At 41.2% G+C, this 17,216-nt stretch carries 15 protein-coding genes; 4 read left to right on the top strand and 11 right to left on the bottom strand.

The features are described from left to right. Positions 1 to 67: 67 nt before the first annotated feature. From AACZ88_RS13475 to AACZ88_RS13440, 8 genes are all read right to left on the bottom strand, one after another. Positions 68 to 397: a DUF59 domain-containing protein gene (locus AACZ88_RS13475; protein WP_339711223.1), complete on the bottom strand. Its 330-nt coding sequence runs from the start codon at positions 395 to 397 to the stop codon at positions 68 to 70. A gap of 5 nt (positions 398 to 402) precedes the next feature. Continuing rightward, positions 403 to 825 carry a SufE family protein gene (locus tag AACZ88_RS13470; protein WP_339711220.1) on the bottom strand — a complete coding sequence of 141 codons (423 nt, stop codon included), beginning with the start codon at positions 823 to 825 and terminating at the stop codon, positions 403 to 405. Positions 826 to 897: 72 nt separating this feature from the next. Next, positions 898 to 2,124: a cysteine desulfurase gene (locus AACZ88_RS13465; protein ID WP_339711217.1), complete on the bottom strand. Its 1,227-nt coding sequence runs from the start codon at positions 2,122 to 2,124 to the stop codon at positions 898 to 900. Between the two features lie 76 nt (positions 2,125 to 2,200). Next, a complete protein-coding gene (gene sufD, locus AACZ88_RS13460; protein WP_339711214.1) occupies positions 2,201 to 3,517 on the bottom strand; it encodes a Fe-S cluster assembly protein SufD in 1,317 nt (438 codons plus the stop codon). Positions 3,518 to 3,589: 72 nt separating this feature from the next. Beyond that, positions 3,590 to 4,342 carry a Fe-S cluster assembly ATPase SufC gene (sufC, locus tag AACZ88_RS13455; RefSeq protein WP_339711211.1) on the bottom strand — a complete coding sequence of 251 codons (753 nt, stop codon included), beginning with the start codon at positions 4,340 to 4,342 and terminating at the stop codon, positions 3,590 to 3,592. A gap of 27 nt (positions 4,343 to 4,369) precedes the next feature. Continuing rightward, positions 4,370 to 5,812, bottom strand: a complete 1,443-nt coding sequence (gene sufB / locus AACZ88_RS13450; protein WP_339711208.1) for a Fe-S cluster assembly protein SufB — start codon at positions 5,810 to 5,812, stop codon at positions 4,370 to 4,372. Positions 5,813 to 5,877: 65 nt separating this feature from the next. After that, positions 5,878 to 6,207 carry an iron-sulfur cluster assembly accessory protein gene (locus AACZ88_RS13445; protein WP_339711205.1) on the bottom strand — a complete coding sequence of 110 codons (330 nt, stop codon included), beginning with the start codon at positions 6,205 to 6,207 and terminating at the stop codon, positions 5,878 to 5,880. Positions 6,208 to 6,353: 146 nt separating this feature from the next. Continuing rightward, positions 6,354 to 6,596, bottom strand: a complete 243-nt coding sequence (locus tag AACZ88_RS13440) for a hypothetical protein (RefSeq protein WP_339711202.1) — start codon at positions 6,594 to 6,596, stop codon at positions 6,354 to 6,356. A gap of 387 nt (positions 6,597 to 6,983) precedes the next feature. Here AACZ88_RS13440 and AACZ88_RS13435 point away from each other — a divergent pair, with 387 nt between their 5' ends. Further along, the gene (locus AACZ88_RS13435) at positions 6,984 to 8,441 is read left to right on the top strand and encodes a Gfo/Idh/MocA family oxidoreductase (protein ID WP_339711200.1); all 1,458 of its coding nucleotides are present in this window, start codon (positions 6,984 to 6,986) and stop codon (positions 8,439 to 8,441) included. A gap of 158 nt (positions 8,442 to 8,599) precedes the next feature. Continuing rightward, positions 8,600 to 9,649 carry a thiamine-phosphate kinase gene (gene thiL / locus AACZ88_RS13430; RefSeq protein WP_339711197.1) on the top strand — a complete coding sequence of 350 codons (1,050 nt, stop codon included), beginning with the start codon at positions 8,600 to 8,602 and terminating at the stop codon, positions 9,647 to 9,649. 23 nt (positions 9,650 to 9,672) lie between these two features. Here thiL and AACZ88_RS13425 read toward each other — a convergent pair whose 3' ends face one another. Next, a complete protein-coding gene (locus AACZ88_RS13425; RefSeq protein WP_089889299.1) occupies positions 9,673 to 9,891 on the bottom strand; it encodes a hypothetical protein in 219 nt (72 codons plus the stop codon). A 230-nt stretch (positions 9,892 to 10,121) separates the two neighbouring features. Between AACZ88_RS13425 and AACZ88_RS13420 the strand changes: the two genes are divergently transcribed. After that, positions 10,122 to 11,393, top strand: a complete 1,272-nt coding sequence (locus tag AACZ88_RS13420) for a branched-chain amino acid transport system II carrier protein (RefSeq protein ID WP_339711190.1) — start codon at positions 10,122 to 10,124, stop codon at positions 11,391 to 11,393. Positions 11,394 to 11,519: 126 nt separating this feature from the next. On the opposite strand, the gene AACZ88_RS13415 is transcribed toward AACZ88_RS13420, so the two are convergent. Both AACZ88_RS13415 and AACZ88_RS13410 read right to left on the bottom strand, forming a co-directional pair. Then, a complete protein-coding gene (locus AACZ88_RS13415; protein WP_339711187.1) occupies positions 11,520 to 12,254 on the bottom strand; it encodes a transglutaminase family protein in 735 nt (244 codons plus the stop codon). Between the two features lie 481 nt (positions 12,255 to 12,735). Next, entirely contained in the window at positions 12,736 to 14,028 is a 1,293-nt protein-coding gene (locus tag AACZ88_RS13410; protein ID WP_339711184.1) for an aminopeptidase P family protein, read from the bottom strand. Between the two features lie 309 nt (positions 14,029 to 14,337). Between AACZ88_RS13410 and AACZ88_RS13405 the strand changes: the two genes are divergently transcribed. After that, complete coding sequence (locus tag AACZ88_RS13405) at positions 14,338 to 17,208, top strand: glycosyl hydrolase (protein WP_339711181.1); 2,871 nt, start codon at positions 14,338 to 14,340, stop codon at positions 17,206 to 17,208. Positions 17,209 to 17,216 lie beyond the last annotated feature (8 nt).

Genomic DNA, 17,216 nt, shown 5'->3' with positions numbered 1-17,216 from the left:
AATAAATTTCCAATCGCCGCTCGACTATACGCTCTGATCACGGCATCATTTTTTCAAACCAAGAAAATTAAAGTAACCCAAGTTCTAATTTCGCTTCTTCACTCATCAAATCTTGGGTCCATGGTGGATCGAAAGTAATTTCTACCTCTGTATCTTTAACAACATCCAACGACTTCACCTTTTCCTCGACCTCAACAGGTAAAGTTTCTGCAACCGGGCAGTTGGGTGATGTCAAAGTCATTAGTATTTTTACCTCATTATCCTCATTCACAAAAACGTCATAAATCAAACCCAATTCATAAATGTCTACAGGAATTTCAGGATCGTAAATCGTTTTTAAAACCTTTACTATTTTTTCACCCAGATCTTGGGTGTCTATTGTTGTTTCTTCGCTCATTTTTTCTAATTCAATTGTGTTTGGTATGCCACTGCATATAACTTCAACTGTTTGATCATACTAACCAATCCGTTTGCCCGGGTAGGCGATAAATGCTCTTTAAGTCCTATTTTATCGATAAAAGCCGTATCGGCATTAATAATGTCTTGCGGTCTTTGGTTGCTAAAAGCCCGTATTAGAATAGCAATAATGCCTTTCGTTATAATCGCATCACTATCTGCCGTGAACACCAATTTATCGTCTTCCAATTCGGCATGGACCCAGACCTTGCTTTGGCACCCTTTAATTATATTTTCTTCTGTTTTATATTTTTCGTCGATCAATGGTAGTGATTTACCCAGTTCGATCATATATTCGTACCGTTGCATCCAATCTTCGAACATTGAGAACTCATCTACTATTTCCTCTTGTATCTCTTTAATCATCATAGACTGATTTTGTGTAAAAATACGATAAGTAAGCTTGGTATTCAATATTTTAAGGAAACCATAACTGATTGCCTATAAAAGCATGTTTCGGGCTCGTTCTACCCCAGCCACCAGCACATCTACCTCTTCTTTGGTATTATAAAAACTAAAGCTGGCCCGAACCGTTCCGGGAATCTTGTAGAAGTCCATTATAGGCTGAGCACAATGGTGTCCCGTGCGAACCGCTATTCCCAATTTATCTAATATCGTACCGATATCATACGGATGAATATCACCAATATTAAAGGAGATTACCGAAGTCTTATTTTTGGCAGTTCCGTAAATCTTAAGCCCTTCGATGGTTAACAGCCGTTCGGTAGCATATTGCAAAAGTTCATGCTCATATTCCGCAATTGCATCGAAACCAATGGCGTTCATATAATCCAATGCAACACCAAAAGCAATACCTCCACAAATGTTAGGCGTTCCCGCTTCAAATTTATGGGGCAAATCGGCATAGGTCGTTTTTTCGAAGGTTACCTCGGCAATCATTTCGCCTCCTCCTTGATAGGGCGGTAGCTTATTCAACCATTCTTCCTTACCGTAGAGAACACCTACCCCTGTAGGACCACACATTTTATGGGCAGAAACCGTATAGAAATCCACATCTAAAGCCTGCATATCTGCCTTTACATGTGGGGCAGCCTGTGCACCATCAATTAAAACAGCGGCGCTTACCTTGTGAGCCTTTTCAATGATTTCTTCTATCGGGTTGATAGTGCCCAATGCATTCGAAATATGGTTACAGAATACCAATTTTGTTCGTCCAGATAGTAATTTCGCATATTCCTCCATCAACAATTCTCCTTCCTCGTTCATGGGAATCACCTTAAGAATTGCCCCTGTTCGCTCACAAAGCATCTGCCACGGCACAATATTCGAATGGTGTTCCATCGTTGACACCAAAATTTCATCTCCTTTCTTTATGAGGGATGTAAATCCATTTGCCACAAGATTTATACCGTGGGTAGTTCCAGAAGTAAATATGATTTCCTGTGATTTCGCCGCATTGAAATGTTCCTTTATTTTCTGACGTGCCTGTTCGTACTTATCCGTGGCCTCCTGCGAAAGCGCATGAACGCCTCTATGTATGTTCGCATTGAAATTGTGATAATAATCTACAATAGCATCAATGACCTGCTGGGGCGTTTGTGAGGTCGCCGCATTATCTAAATAGACCAAAGGCTTCCCATTAACCTTTCTGTTCAATATGGGAAAATCTTTGCGAATAGTTTGAATATCATGTACTGTTTCAATCATATCGGAAGTAAACTAATTTTTGTACAGATTGTGCAAGCCTCGGAACAGCAATAAGTAATTTGATCCTTACTATATTTTACAGATCAAAACCGAGGTTAACCCCTAATTTCTTGGCAATCAATTTATTGATCCGCACTTTAAGTTCAGGAATTCTAACACTCGCCAATACATTATTGGCAAAAGCGTACATCAGCAAAGCACGGGCTTCCTTCTTTGGAATTCCCCTTGACTGTAAATAGAATAGGGCATCTTCGTCTAACTGCCCAATAGTGCAACCATGGGAACATTTTACATCATCAGCAAAAATTTCCAATTGCGGTTTTGTATTGATAGTTGCCTTGTCACTAACCAAAATATTATTGTTCTGTTGGAAGGCATTAGTTTTTTGGGCAATTTTGTCTACAATAATCTTTCCGTTGAAAACACCTGTCGCATTTTCACCATAAATACCCTTATAATCTTGATGGCTCTCACAATTGGGTTCAATATGGTGCACCAATGTATGATGGTCAATGTGTTGTTTCTCTCCAATAATGGTTACACCCTTCATGGTAGAATCGACATACTCCCCGTTTTGGAAAAAGTTCAAATTATTACGCGTCAATTTTCCTCCAAATGAAAAAGTGTGCACGTTTACCACACTTTTATCTTTTTGGTTGATATAGGTATTGTCTATCAAAGACGCCGTACCCGCATCGTTCTGTACTTTATAAAAATCTACAATGGCATTTTTGGCCGCAAAAATCTCGGTTACCGAATTGGTAAGCACCTCATTGCCCGTAATACTTTGATGTCTTTCAATAACTTGAAGTTCGGCATTTTCTTCAACAACGATCAAATTACGTGGTTGCAACATCAGTGAAGCCTCATTACCCGTAGCAAAATGTAAAATTTCAACGGGTTTTTTAGGCATTTTGTTCTTGGGGATATAAATATAGGCCCCTTCACGGCTAAAGGCAGTATTCAGCGAGGTAAGTGAATCGTCTTTAGACGCAATTTTATTGAAATACACATCAATTACCTGTTTGTACATCGGTTTTGTAAGTGCGGCACTCATCAAACAAATGTCGACACCATCATGCGTTGTTTCCGAAAGATAAGAGCTATAAATACCATCGATAAAAACAATTTTATAGGAATCTATTTCGTGCAGAAAGTATTTCTTTACGTCATGGTATTCCAAGGTATTTTCTTCTTTCGGGAATATACTAAAGTCTACTTTTTGCAAACTGTTCAACGAAGTATATTTCCAAGCTTCTTCTTTTTTTGAAGGAAAACCTTTCGCCTCGAAAGTCTTCATCGCCTCTGACCGAATATCGTGTACAGGATTATGCACATCGACCTTATCTTCAAAGGCTAAAAATGATGAAACTAATTTATCTTTTAAATCCATATTTTCTCAGTAAGCAGTAAATAGTGTAGCGTAAACAGTACTGTTCACTGCCTACCGCATACGCTTTACTCATTAAACTACAGTTTCTTGTTTAATCCAATCGTACCCTTTTTCCTCTAACTCGAAAGCAAGTTCCTTACCGCCGGATTTTACAATTTTACCATCGTGTAGTACATGGACAAAATCAGGAACGATATATTCCAATAATCTTTGGTAATGGGTTATGACAATGACCGCATTATCTTTACTTTTCAATTTGTTGACACCATTGGCCACGATGCGCAAAGCATCAATATCCAAACCAGAATCAGTTTCGTCAAGAATAGCCAATTTCGGCTCCAACATGGCCATTTGAAAAATTTCATTACGCTTTTTCTCACCTCCGGAAAACCCTTCGTTCAAGGATCTCGATAAAAATTTACGGTCAATTTCAAGCAATTCAGATTTCTCACGAATGAGCTTGAGCATCTTATTGGCCGGCATATCTTCCAATCCGCGGGCTTTTCGCGATTCATTTATAGCCGTTTTCATAAAGTTGGTGACCGATACCCCGGGGATTTCCACTGGATACTGGAATGATAGGAAAATTCCTTTATGTGCGCGTTCTTCGGGAGCTGCATCTTCTAAATCCTCACCATCTAAACACACCGAACCTTTGGTTACTTCAAACTCTTCTTTACCTGCAATTACAGCAGCTAGCGTGCTTTTACCAGAACCGTTAGGCCCCATGATTGCATGTACCTCCCCTGCCTTTACCTCTAGGTTGATTCCCTTTAAAATCTCTTTATCGTCTACATGTGCATGTAGGTCATTGATTTTCAACATATTCAATCTACTTTATGGTGTTTTTTACTATCCTACTGAGCCTTCAAGGCTAATTTCCAATAATTTTTGTGCTTCCACAGCAAACTCCATTGGAAGTTTATTCAATACTTCTTTACTAAACCCATTTACAATCAAAGCAATGGCTTTTTCGGTTTCGATTCCCCGTTGATTGCAATAAAAAATTTGGTCTTCCCCTATTTTACTGGTCGTCGCTTCATGTTCAATTTGAGCCGTTTTATTCTTTACCTCGATATAAGGAAAAGTATGCGCCCCACATTCATTCCCCATCAAAAGGGAATCACATTGTGAAAAGTTTCGGGCATTTTCGGCCCTTGAACCAATCTGAACCAATCCGCGATAACTATTTTGGGATTTTCCTGCCGATATACCTTTTGAAATAATCGTGCTTTTGGTGTTCTTACCCAAATGAATCATTTTGGTACCAGTATCCGCTTGTTGAAAATTGTTGGTAACGGCGATCGAGTAGAATTCACCTACTGAATTATTTCCCTTTAAAATACAGGAAGGATATTTCCACGTAACAGCAGAACCTGTTTCCACCTGTGTCCAAGAAATTTTTGAATTATTCTCACATAACCCTCTTTTGGTTACAAAGTTGTACACCCCGCCTTTCCCTTCTTTATCCCCAGGGTACCAGTTTTGTACCGTGGAATATTTTATTTCGGCATCATCTAAGGCAATCAGTTCAACCACTGCGGCATGCAACTGATTCTCATCTCTTGACGGTGCAGTACAGCCTTCTAAATAACTTACATAACTACTTTCATCGGCTATTACCAAAGTTCGTTCGAATTGACCTGTTCCGCCCTCATTAATTCTGAAGTAGGTCGACAATTCCATGGGACATTTTACCCCTTTCGGAATGTAACAAAAAGACCCATCAGTAAACACGGCAGAATTCAAAGCTGCATAAAAGTTGTCGGTCTTAGGAACGACCGTACCCATATACTTTTTGACCAATTCCGGATGTTCTTGAATAGCTTCCGAAATGGGCATAAAAATAATTCCCTTTTCTCCTAAGGTCTTTTTAAATGTGGTTGCCACCGAAACGGAATCAACTACAATATCAACAGCAACATTTTGCAGTTTCTTTTGCTCATCAACAGAAATTCCCAATTTCTTATACATCGCCAATAGCTCAGGATCGACTTCATCCAATGATCTTTTGGGATCTTTTTTGGGGGCCGAATAATAACTGATTGCCTGAAAATCTGGTTTTTGATAGTTCACATTTGCCCAATCGGGCTCCTCCATTTCTTCCCAAATACGAAAAGCCTCTAGACGCCAGTCGGTCATCCATTGCGGTTCATTTTTCTTTTTTGAGATAGCGCGAACAATGCTCTCATTCAATCCCTTCGGGAACGTATCAGACTCAATAGCCGTGTAGAATCCGTATTCGTATTCCTTCGTTTCGAGTTCTTTTTTTAATTCTTCCTCTGTATATGCCATACTTTTCAAATTATAAATTCGAAGATTTTCAAGTTGAAAAACTTTTCTTCCCTCAAATTCTATGTCTATAGGGAGAAACTCTCCCCGCATCCGCAGGTACGCTGCGCATTAGGGTTGTTAAACACAAACCCCTTTCCGTTCAGTCCGCCGGAATACTCCAATGTAGTTCCGACTAGGTACAAAAAGCTTTTCTTGTCCACGATGATACGAACCGCGTTATCTTCGAACACTTTGTCAGATTCGTCAAATTTGTCGTCAAATTTCAATTCATAGGACAAACCACTGCACCCACCACTTTTCACACCAACGCGTACATAGTCTTTCGCGGCATCAAAACCTTCTTCCGTCATAAGGCTGACCACCCTTTTCTTAGCTGTTTCTGAAACCTGTATCATTGTTTTTTTTCGTTCTAAATAGTTTACAAATATACGGTATTAGTAGGGTTCTACCATGATTCCTAACATTATTATAACGAATAACGAAATCAACAAACCTTATAGCGCTAAAGTTATTTACAATAGGCCTTCAGCTTATGCAGCACCTACCGGAACACCGACCCATCATCCCTGATTACCTTAAATATTTTGTCGGCCCGTTCATTCGATTTATATACCTTTGAAATTCTACATAAAAATTCTCCCTTATTCCCCTCAAGGTTCCTGAGATCGGCAAGTAAATGGCACGTATATAATTCTTCGTTCAAGCTAACCGCCAACACTCTCGGTTGATTGTCTATGACCGATCTAAATACCCAAGAGGTAGCTTCAGGTCGATTATAGCTCACAGCATGTTCGTAAGAGAAAGTGATCCTGGCAAAAAACAAGATAATGCCCGAAGGGATACGGAAATGTTTGAATGTAATGGTATATTTAGGCTTTTGGTGTATTAAAACTAGAAGACAAATAGAAGTATGAAAATAAACTGACCGCCACTTAAGCGATTAATCTTCAGGAGGAAACAAAAGCCCTAATTGATGGTTTATCAGCACATATACCTACGTTTAATATTTTTATTCTCCATGGCATAATTAACGAATATCACAATGTTAGTGCATGTTTTAAGGCTAGTAATATATTTATTAACAAAATTTATTAAAATATCTTTATGCTCGTTATAAAAAATTAAATTAAATTCAAATCCATTTTTAAAAAATAGAAAATTTTCAAAAATTATGTCTAAAAAAAAGACCCCATTAAACAACACCTCCCGTAGGAATTTTGTAAAAAGCTCGGGACTCGCCGCAGCAGGATTTATGATTGTACCAAGACATGTATTGGGAGGTCCTGGTTTTATACCGCCAAGTGACAAACTAAATATCGCCGGTATTGGTGCTGGGGGAAAAGGTGAGAGCGATATTGCATCGTTCGCAAAAAGCCCGAATGTGAATATTGTTGGCCTCTGTGATGTCGATGACAGGCAGGCGGTTAAATCTAGAGCGTCGTTTCCAAAAGCCAATTACTACCACGACTTTAGGGATATGCTCGAAAAGGAAAAAGACAACATTGATGCCGTTTCAGTATCTACCCCTGATCATAACCACGCAGTCGCTGCCTATCAAGCTATGGCAATGGGCAAACACGTTTATGTTCAAAAACCACTTACCCATGATATCTGGGAAGCTAGAATGTTGACCGAAGCTGCCAAAAAATTCAAGGTCGTCACGCAAATGGGCAATCAAGGCGGCTCAGGTGATGGCGTACGTACCATGAAAGAAATATATGATACAGGGATCATTGGCGATGTGCACACCGTTAAATGCTGGACAAACCGTGCCATTTGGCCCCAAGCACTCCAAACCCCAACAAAAAAAGATAAAATACCAAAAGGTTTAAATTGGGATTTATGGCTGGGAACTGCCGAAAAACGGGACTATAACGATGCTTATCTGCCTTTTGATTGGAGAGGTTGGTCAGATTTTGGAACTGGTGCCCTAGGTGATATGGCCTGTCATATTATGGACCCTGTGTATAGAATACTCCCTATTCTTTATCCGAGTCATGTAGAGTGTAGCGTTTCTGATTCCTTTAAAGGGAAATTTGAAACAGCGGATTACCCCAAAAGTTTTCCGAATTCGAGCAAAATTCATTTGAGCTATCCAAGAACCGATGGTAAAGGTACCGTGAAGGTTACTTGGATGGATGGTGGACTATTACCCGAACGACCCGAGGAAATGGGCGATGACGAAGCACTTGGAAACTGGGATGGTGGTGTACTTTTCATAGGTACAAAAGGAAAATTGCTCGCCGATTGTTACGGTGCCAACCCAAGATTACTGCCGTTGACGCTCAACGAACAGTTTGAAGTTGAAGAGACCATTGCCCGGGTTCCTGAGGGTCATTACCTACAATGGGTAAATGCTTGTATGGCAGGTTACGGCAATGCCGAAACCAGTTCTTCATTTGATTATGCCGGTCCGTTTACAGAAAGTATTCTTATCGGTAACTTGGCATTGAAGGCCTATTTTGAAATAGACCCAAATGCAGAAAGCAAAGGCTTCTGGTCTGGTGGATCGCAATATTATGGAAGAAAACGATTGCAATGGGATGCCGCTAACATGAAGATCACCAACTTCGAACCGGCCAATAAATACGTAAAACGTACCTATAGTGACGGTTATTCTTTAGGATAACATTTAACAGGAAACAGCAATGTTTTTAATGAATAAAGCTGATGTTCTTGCCGAACATCAGCTTTATTTTTTTATCCGGTGTTGTCTATTCATTCTCCACCACAGCAAAAGCCCGCTTCAAAGCCAGAGTTTTCGCAATTACTCCGTATTTTTGCCATATGTTAGAAGATAAGAATCAAGAAAAAACAACCTTGGAGTCCTTAGGAGAATTCGGACTCATCGACCATTTGACGAAAGATTTCCCCATCAATCATGAATCAACCATAAAGGGAATCGGAGACGATGCCGCCGTGTTGGATTTCAAAGACAAAAAAACAATCGTCACCACAGACCTTTTAGTAGAGGGCGTACATTTTGACCTCAGCTATATGCCATTAAAACACTTGGGCTACAAGGCTGTAATGGTCAATCTCAGCGATATCTATGCCATGAACGCAAAGGCAACCCAAATAACGGTTTCCATTGCTGTTTCGAATCGTTTTCCCTTGGAAGCCCTTGAAGAACTTTACGAAGGAATTGCTTTGGCCGCCAAAGTACATAAAGTCGACGTTGTTGGAGGTGACACAACATCTTCACGTACGGGAATGCTTATTAGCATAACAGCCCTTGGTGAAGCCGTCTCGGAAGAAATTGTTTATCGCAGCGGGGCAAAACCCAACGATCTTTTGGTCGTTACCGGTGATTTGGGAGGCGCCTATATGGGCTTTCAGGTATTGGAACGTGAAAAGGAAGTATTCAAGGTGAACCCCAACAGCCAACCCGACCTCGAACCTTATTCTTATATCGTGGAACGGCAATTGAAGCCCGAGGCACGACAAGATATTGTGGCCCTATTAAAAAGTTTAGACGTGCACCCGACTTCAATGATCGACATTAGCGATGGGCTATCTTCGGAAATATTGCATTTGTGCAAGAATAGCAATGTGGGCTGCAATTTGTACGAGGATAAAATTCCGTTGGACCCTACAGTAATTTCAAGTTGCGAAGAGTTTAAATTAGATAGCACATTGGTTGCCCTAAGTGGTGGGGAAGATTACGAATTGTTGTTCACCATAGACCAAAAAGAATTCCCGAAAATAAAGGGCAATCCTAACCTGACTGTTGTGGGGCATACGACAGACATGAATGAAGGTGCTTTCTTAATTTCCAGGAATAATTCTAAAATTCCGTTGACCGCTCAGGGCTGGAATTCCTTTGCCAAAGCATAGGTGACACTGAATAAAGTTCAGTGTTAAGCTACTTGTTGTGCAGCCCTATGTCTTTTTTGATAAATAACTTCTAAAGTTTTATTAATGTCTTGCAACTCAGGGGTTAATTCAGAAAGACTTCCGCTTACGTCGGTAGTAACCTGCTTGTTGCAGTGAATGCATTTGTACTCTTTGATGTGTAGGGTGACTTTTTTAGACACCGAGTAGTGGTGGCCAAAAATATGGCAAAATACTCTTTTCATAATGTAGGTTTTAAGAAGTGGCAAATAAGACTTTGGGATCTTATTCAAAATCAGTTTGGTGACCATCGTATCATTAATGACGATAATCTATACTACGAACGCCCTCACCTGTCTTTTATTGGGTGTTTTGTTAAATAAATGACATATTTTCGACAAACGGACTGTTTTTTGTGCTTAGACGCTCCCTAGTAGAGCGATTAACATTTATATTTCGACCGAAATAAAAGTCCATGAACCGAACCAAAGAAATCTTTGTTGCCGCCTTTGCGCTCTTTTCGCTTTTCTTTGGTGCCGGCAACCTTATATTACCACCCCTTTTAGGCTTTAAATCTGGCGCACTTTGGTGGTTGGTGGCACTTGGGTTTTGTATCTCCGCAGTCATCATTCCCATTTTCGGAATATTGGCCCACGCCAAACTTCAGGGCACTCTTTTCGATTTTGCCAAAAAAGTCTCCCCAACATTCAGCCTAGTGTATTCGCTGCTTATCTACGTGATTTCGGCGAGTCTGCCATCTCCTCGTACCGCGGCGGTCACCCATGAAATGGCCATAGCTCCGTTTTTTGATATATCACCACTGACCACGAGTATCGGGTATTTCGTCTTGGTCTTTGTTTTTGCCATCAACCGCTCTAAAATCTTGAATATTCTCGGAAAGCTGTTGACCCCCGCCATTATTTTGATACTACTCGCAATTATCGGTATTACCCTCTTTTCATGCGATTTTCTTTTTGGGGAGACGGTTTTTATGAGCCCCTTTTCCGATGGTATTCTCGAGGGCTACCAAACTTTTGACGCCATTGGTGCCGTGGTCGTAGGTGGCGTACTTATTGTTTCTATCAATTTGAAAAACCAGAAAGCAACCTATCAAGAAAAGAAGGTCCTTATCAGACGAGCAGCTTTTCTTGCTGGAATCGCGCTCACCCTTATCTATGCCGGACTTATTATTACAGGGAGTGTGCTGCACTCAGAATTCGATGCTGATATCTCTAGAACTTCGTTGCTTCAGGGCATAAGCATCGCTTCCTTGGGAAACATCGGCAACCTATTCTTAAGCTTGTTGGTGGGGTTGGCCTGTTTTACTACGGCAGTGGGGATTGTTACGGGAACTGCCGATTTTATCAAAAGCCGGATCCATAATTCACAAAATGCCTATATTATTACGGCTATTATCGGTTGTGTACTCGGTGTGGTTATGGGGCAGCTTAAAGTCGATTACATTATCGCCATTGCCCTACCGGCCCTGATGTTTATCTACCCGATTACCATTGTTTTGATCTTGTTAAATGTCGTACCCGAACGGTATGCATCCTCCCAGGTTTTTAAAGCAGTGGTCCTTACCACCATACTTTTTAGTATTCCTGATTTTTTAAATAGTATCGGATGGGAAGCTGTATTGGGTTCGCTACCCACCTATATTCCGTTAAGTCAATTTAGTATGGGTTGGACAGTGCCTGCCGTAGTGGTTTTTGGGGCGATAAATGTATTGGAGCGGAAACAGTAATTATTTGAGCAATACCTATACCAAAAAATATTGGCTACAAACTTGTTGTTCTCTAGGATTTTTAGGAATATCTACTTTTTCAGCAGCAAATTAAATCGGCCTACTTAGTAAAAATCTTTCATTGTTTTAGTAATTCGGTCTTGGCATCCGTTCAACGCTAACATTCATATTCAAAAGACCTACGGGATTTCCGAATTGTGTAAAGATAGCAACGTCGGCTGCGTCGCGACCATAAGCGATTGCGATACGCCCTCCTTTTAATTCAGCTTGTGTAGGATCGAGTGTATACCAACGATTTCCAACATAGACCTCGAACCATGCGTGTAGATCCATTGGCTCAAGTCCCTCAAGATAGCCCACTACCATGCGGGCAGGTATCGATAGCGCTCGGCAGCAAGCTATTCCCAAATGAGCCATATCCCTGCATACTCCGCTACTAGACTGGTTTAGTTCTGTAGCACTGATGATCTGCTGCCCTGCACCTGGTGTATACTGTATCGTGCTTCGCACGTAATCTACGATGGCAGTACATTGACCATAACCGGTTGAAAGCCCCCTTACAAGTGATGCAGCCATTTCAGTAAATCGATCGGACTCACAATAACGGCTTGGATAAAGAAAAGGCAATACTTCATCAGGCAATTGTTGTACTTCGATGAATGGAGCATTCGGGGCGGTATCAGAGGAGTCCGCCGTTTCCACATGGGCAGATGTTCGCACAGAAAAATATCCTGCTGGCGCAACCAGTCGCTGACAAAGGTTGCCGAACATATCTGTAAACTCATTCACCGGCGTGCTCGGTGACAAAACATATTCTTCACGCGCAATCCACTGATTCCCTCCACTCCGCGGACGCAGCATTAGTAAAAACGGAGTAGGAACCGGTATTTGAAATTCAAGTAAACATGATGCGTTTAACCACATGGCGATTTTTTCTGTTTGCATTATCCTTCACGTTTGTGAATAGCGATTGGATAACATAATACTAAATCACGGAAAAAGCAACTTGCTTACCATAAGTTAAATATACCTTAACCTATTTTATACTATAGGTGTTCATAAATTTCTTTGTTTAGATAATAACCAATAGCGTTTTGTTTAAAATTGGTCTTAATGATTTTATTGTCTGATACCTGAAAGTAGTTGTACTCGGGCCAAGAAGCAAGATAAATTTAGGCCGATTGTCCACCCATTTTCTACTGCATGATTAAAGAAAATGAACCAATACAGCATCTAATTTTATAGCAAACCCCTCCGACCCTGACTAAAATGTCAGGGCCACCTCCCCTTACTTAAGGGGAGGTGCTTCTAAGTTTTATAATTAATCACCAACGCCCAAAAACTATTTCGCCATCAGTTCCTCAATTTCCTCGACCTCGATGGGAATGTTTTTCATCAAATTAAAGGGTTCTCCCTCTTTTTGAATGACCACATCGTCTTCGAGACGTACACCCATTTTCTCTTCGGGAATATAGATGCCTGGTTCGACGGTAAATACCATATTGGCCTTCATCGGCGTTTTAAGTTCGCCGTAATCATGGGTATCGAGCCCGATATGATGACTGGTGCCGTGCATAAAGTACTTTTTGTAGGCGGGCCATTTAGGGTCTTCATTTTGTACATCGGCTTTATCCAACAGTCCCAAGCCTAACAGTTCGGAAGTCATTATTTTACCACACTCTTTATGGTATTCGGCCCAAAGCGTACCGGGCACCATCATTTTGGTCGCCTCATTTTTTACGCGGAGTACCGCTTCGTAGACTTCCTTTTGCCGCGATGTAAATTTTCCGCTTACAGGAATGGTTCGGGTTAAATCGCTAGAGTAATTGGCATACTCTGCAGCGGTATCCATCAGAATCAAATCCCCTGCTAAACATTGTTTGTTGTTTTCCAAATAATGGAGCACATTGGCATTGTTGCCCGAAGCAATGATCGGCGAATATGCAAAGCCCCTTGAACGGTTACGAACAAACTCATGTAATAGTTCGGCCTCGATTTCATATTCCCAAACCCCCGGTTTTGTGAATTCGAGCACCCTACGGAATCCCTTTTCGGTAATGTCACAGGCCTTTTGCATCAACTCAATTTCCTCGGGCTCTTTTACCCCGCGTATTTGCTGCAAAATAGGATTGCTCTTGGCAACTTTGTGCGCCGGAAAATCGTGCTTTACCTTTTCGACAAAACGAGCCTCCCGGGTTTGGGTAGTAACCGCCTGGCGGTAATGCTCATTGGTATTCAGATATAGCGTATCGGCCTCGGTCATCAGATCGAAAAATATTTTTTCAAAATCTGACAACCAATATATCGTTTCGATACCGGAAACTTCCGTAGCCTTTTCTTTAGTTAATTTTTCGCCTTCCCAAACTGCAATATGGGCATTGGTCTCGCGCACGAACAATACTACACGGTGCTTTTTATCCATGGCATGGGGAAAAAGCACTAAAATGGTTTCTTCTTGATCGGCACCGCTGAGATAAAATATGTCGCGATGTTGTTGGAAGGGTAGTGTGCTGTCGGCACTGATAGGATAAATATCATTGGAATTAAAAACAGCAATGCTCTTTGGCTCCATTCGATCCATGAACTTTTTGCGGTTTTTGCTGAATAGTCTGTTGCTTATCAAATCATATTTCATATCCCAAAAATAAAGATTCGATAAGGAGCAACAAAAAAAGGGACTTAAATAAAGTCCCTTAAGGTTTAAAGTTGGTTATATTTCTTTGTTGACCACTGACCAAATGCGAACAGCGATGCAACGTATAACGAGGTCAATTTAACAGAAAATTAAGGTTTAACGAAATTATTTAAGACTAAAATCGATGATTTGCACAATAGGTAGTCTGTTTCTTTCTTTTATAATTCTATTTTGTTACATATTTGGTGATTTTGTAATTCCGTATCTTCCGCTCACCAATTAAAAACAGTCTCTTAAAACCATTTTAGAATGAAAATTGCATGCTTGGTTATCTTGTTAGGTATAGGTTTGCTTGGCATTTCCCAACCCGTTCCCACAATGGAAACCGAGGTTATGAATGCCCTCCAACAGAAAAGACAGCTTGCCGCACGGTCATTGGTCAAAAATATTCCACTGAAGAATATAGGGCCTTCCGTAATGAGTGGTCGTGTCGTCGATGTAGACGTCAACCCCGACAATACGATTGAGTTCTATGTTGGCTATGCCTCCGGGGGATTGTGGTATACCAATAACAATGGAACATCGTTTACACCTGTTTTAGATGATTCCGACACTCAAAATATCGGCGATATCGCCGTGGATTGGAAATCGGGTTCCATCTGGGTTGGTACGGGTGAAAACAACGCATCACGATCCTCTTACGCAGGTATCGGTATATTAAAATCAATCGATCATGGAAAGACTTGGGTACACATGGGATTGCCCGACTCCCAACATATCGGGCGTATCGTCATCAATCCCGAAAATGCCGACGAAGTGGTCATCGGCGTAACCGGACACCTCTACTCACAAAACGAAAATCGCGGTATTTACAAAACAACCAATGGTGGCCAGACTTGGACAAAAACTCTTTTTATCAACGATAGTACGGGTATAATTGATGTAGCCACTAATCCCAAAAACTTTAAAATCATGTACGCCGCTGCTTGGGAAAAGGATCGAAAAGCATGGGATTTTAAGGGTAACGGGGCAGCTTCTGCAATTTATAAAAGTACAGATGGCGGAAATAGTTGGAAAATTTTGTCGACGGAAGACAGTGGGTTACCAACAGGTGAAGGTGTCGGTCGTATCGGGTTGGCCGTTTTTGACGAGCATACGATATATGCCCTATACGACAATCAGTTTCGCAGACCGGAAAAAGCCGATAATACCAAAAAAACCGATGTATTGACCAAGGAAGATTTTAAGTCGATGGACGTAGAAGGTTTTCTAAAACTAGACGACAAAAAGCTCAATGAATTTTTAAAAACAAATGGGTTTCGAGAAAAATATAGGGCTGAGAATATAAAACAAATGGTGCGTAGTGGCGCGACTAGACCGGTAGATCTGGCTAATTATCTGGAGGATGCCAATTCACGGCTATTCGACACCCCTGTCGTAGGAGCCGAAGTATACCGGAGTAATGATGGCGGTTCGACGTGGACAAAAATGAACACCAATTATCTTGATAATCTGTTTTATAGCTACGGTTATTATTTTGGCGAAATACGGGTCGCTCCCCAAGAGCGTGACAAAATTTATATCGGAGGTGTTCCGCTAATAAAATCTGATGATGGCGGTAAGACCTATTCATCAATTAGTGGTGCCAATGTTCACGCCGACCACCATGCCCTCTGGGTAGACCCAAAAATGCCGGGTCATTTAATCAATGGTAATGACGGGGGCGTGAATATATCTTATGACGATGGCGCCCATTGGATTAAAAATAATTCTCCCTCAGCGGGTCAGTTCTACGCAATAAACGTAGACAATCAAAGACCCTATAACATTTATGGAGGCCTGCAAGACAACGGGGTTTGGATGGGGCCGCACACCGCGGTAGAAAATGACAAATGGCATCAAACCGGATCATACCCCTGGAAACCTATACTGGGCGGAGACGGTATGCAGATCCAAATCGATAACAGAAACAATAACATCATCTATACGGGGTTTCAATTCGGTAATTATTCGCGTATAGACCTATCAACAGGCAAACGAAAATACATTCAGCCAAAACATGAACTGGGCGAACATCCGTACCGGTTCAATTGGCAAACTCCTATTTTGCTTTCTTCCCACAATCAAGATATTCTCTATTTGGGCAGTAATCACTTGCACCGTTCACTTGACCAAGGCAACAGTTGGGAAACCATTTCCCCCGATTTGACACAAGGCAATCGAAAGGGCAACGTAGCTTACGGAACATTGACCACCATTTCGGAATCTCCCCTTAAATTCGGACTTATTTACGCAGGAAGTGATGATGGTCGTATTCAAGTCACCCAAAACGGGGGAGCTAGTTGGACGCCAATTGACAAGAACATAGATGTGTCAAATGACAGAACCAGCCTTTGGATAAGTCGTGTAGTGGCCTCAAAACACAAAAAACAACGGGTCTACGTCAGTTTAAATGGGTATCGTTGGGACAATTTTAAAGCTTATATCTATGTTAGCGAAGATTACGGAAAAACATGGAACAATATTTCGAATACCATTCCGGCGTCGCCCGTAAATGTGATTATTGAAGACCCTGTAAACGAAAACCTGCTATTCTCGGGTACCGATAACGGGCTATATGTTTCTTTCGATCGTGGGACGACCTGGGAGGTTTTCCAAAACGGAATGCCAAATGTAGCGGTTCATGACCTTGTAATTCAACCCACTGCCAAACATCTCTTGGTCGGCACACATGGAAGAAGTATTTACAAAGCCGACATTTCACCTCTTCAAAAAATGACCGCCAATATTCTAGGCAAAGCCCTGCACCTCTTCGAGGTCGATAATATCCATTATAATCCCAGTTGGGGCCATGCTTCCGGGGCATGGTCAAAACCCACTACTCCGGGACTAGATTTAACCTTCTATTCCTCGAAAGCGAGTAGCTTTCTGGCCACGATAAAGTCTGCCGACGGTACTACAGTAAGTTCTTCGGAAATACAGGCCGACAAAGGTCTTAATGTTCTATCATATGACCTTGCCTTTTCAAAAAGTGGGAAGGCATCTTACTTAAAAAACAATAAAAAGGAGCTTCCCAAAGCAGAAAATGGCAAAACGTATTTACCCAAAGGAAAGTACACGGTAATAATCTCCGGCAATGGGAAAAAGACGCAAACGGATTTTGAAATAAAAACTCCTTAAATAAAAAA

It is taken from the genome of uncultured Kriegella sp., from assembly GCF_963975415.1.
In the GTDB taxonomy this organism is placed as follows: Bacteria; Bacteroidota; Bacteroidia; order Flavobacteriales; family Flavobacteriaceae; genus Kriegella.
Note: the sequence above shows the minus strand (reverse complement) of the source record. Positions and strands in the feature narration are given on the sequence as shown.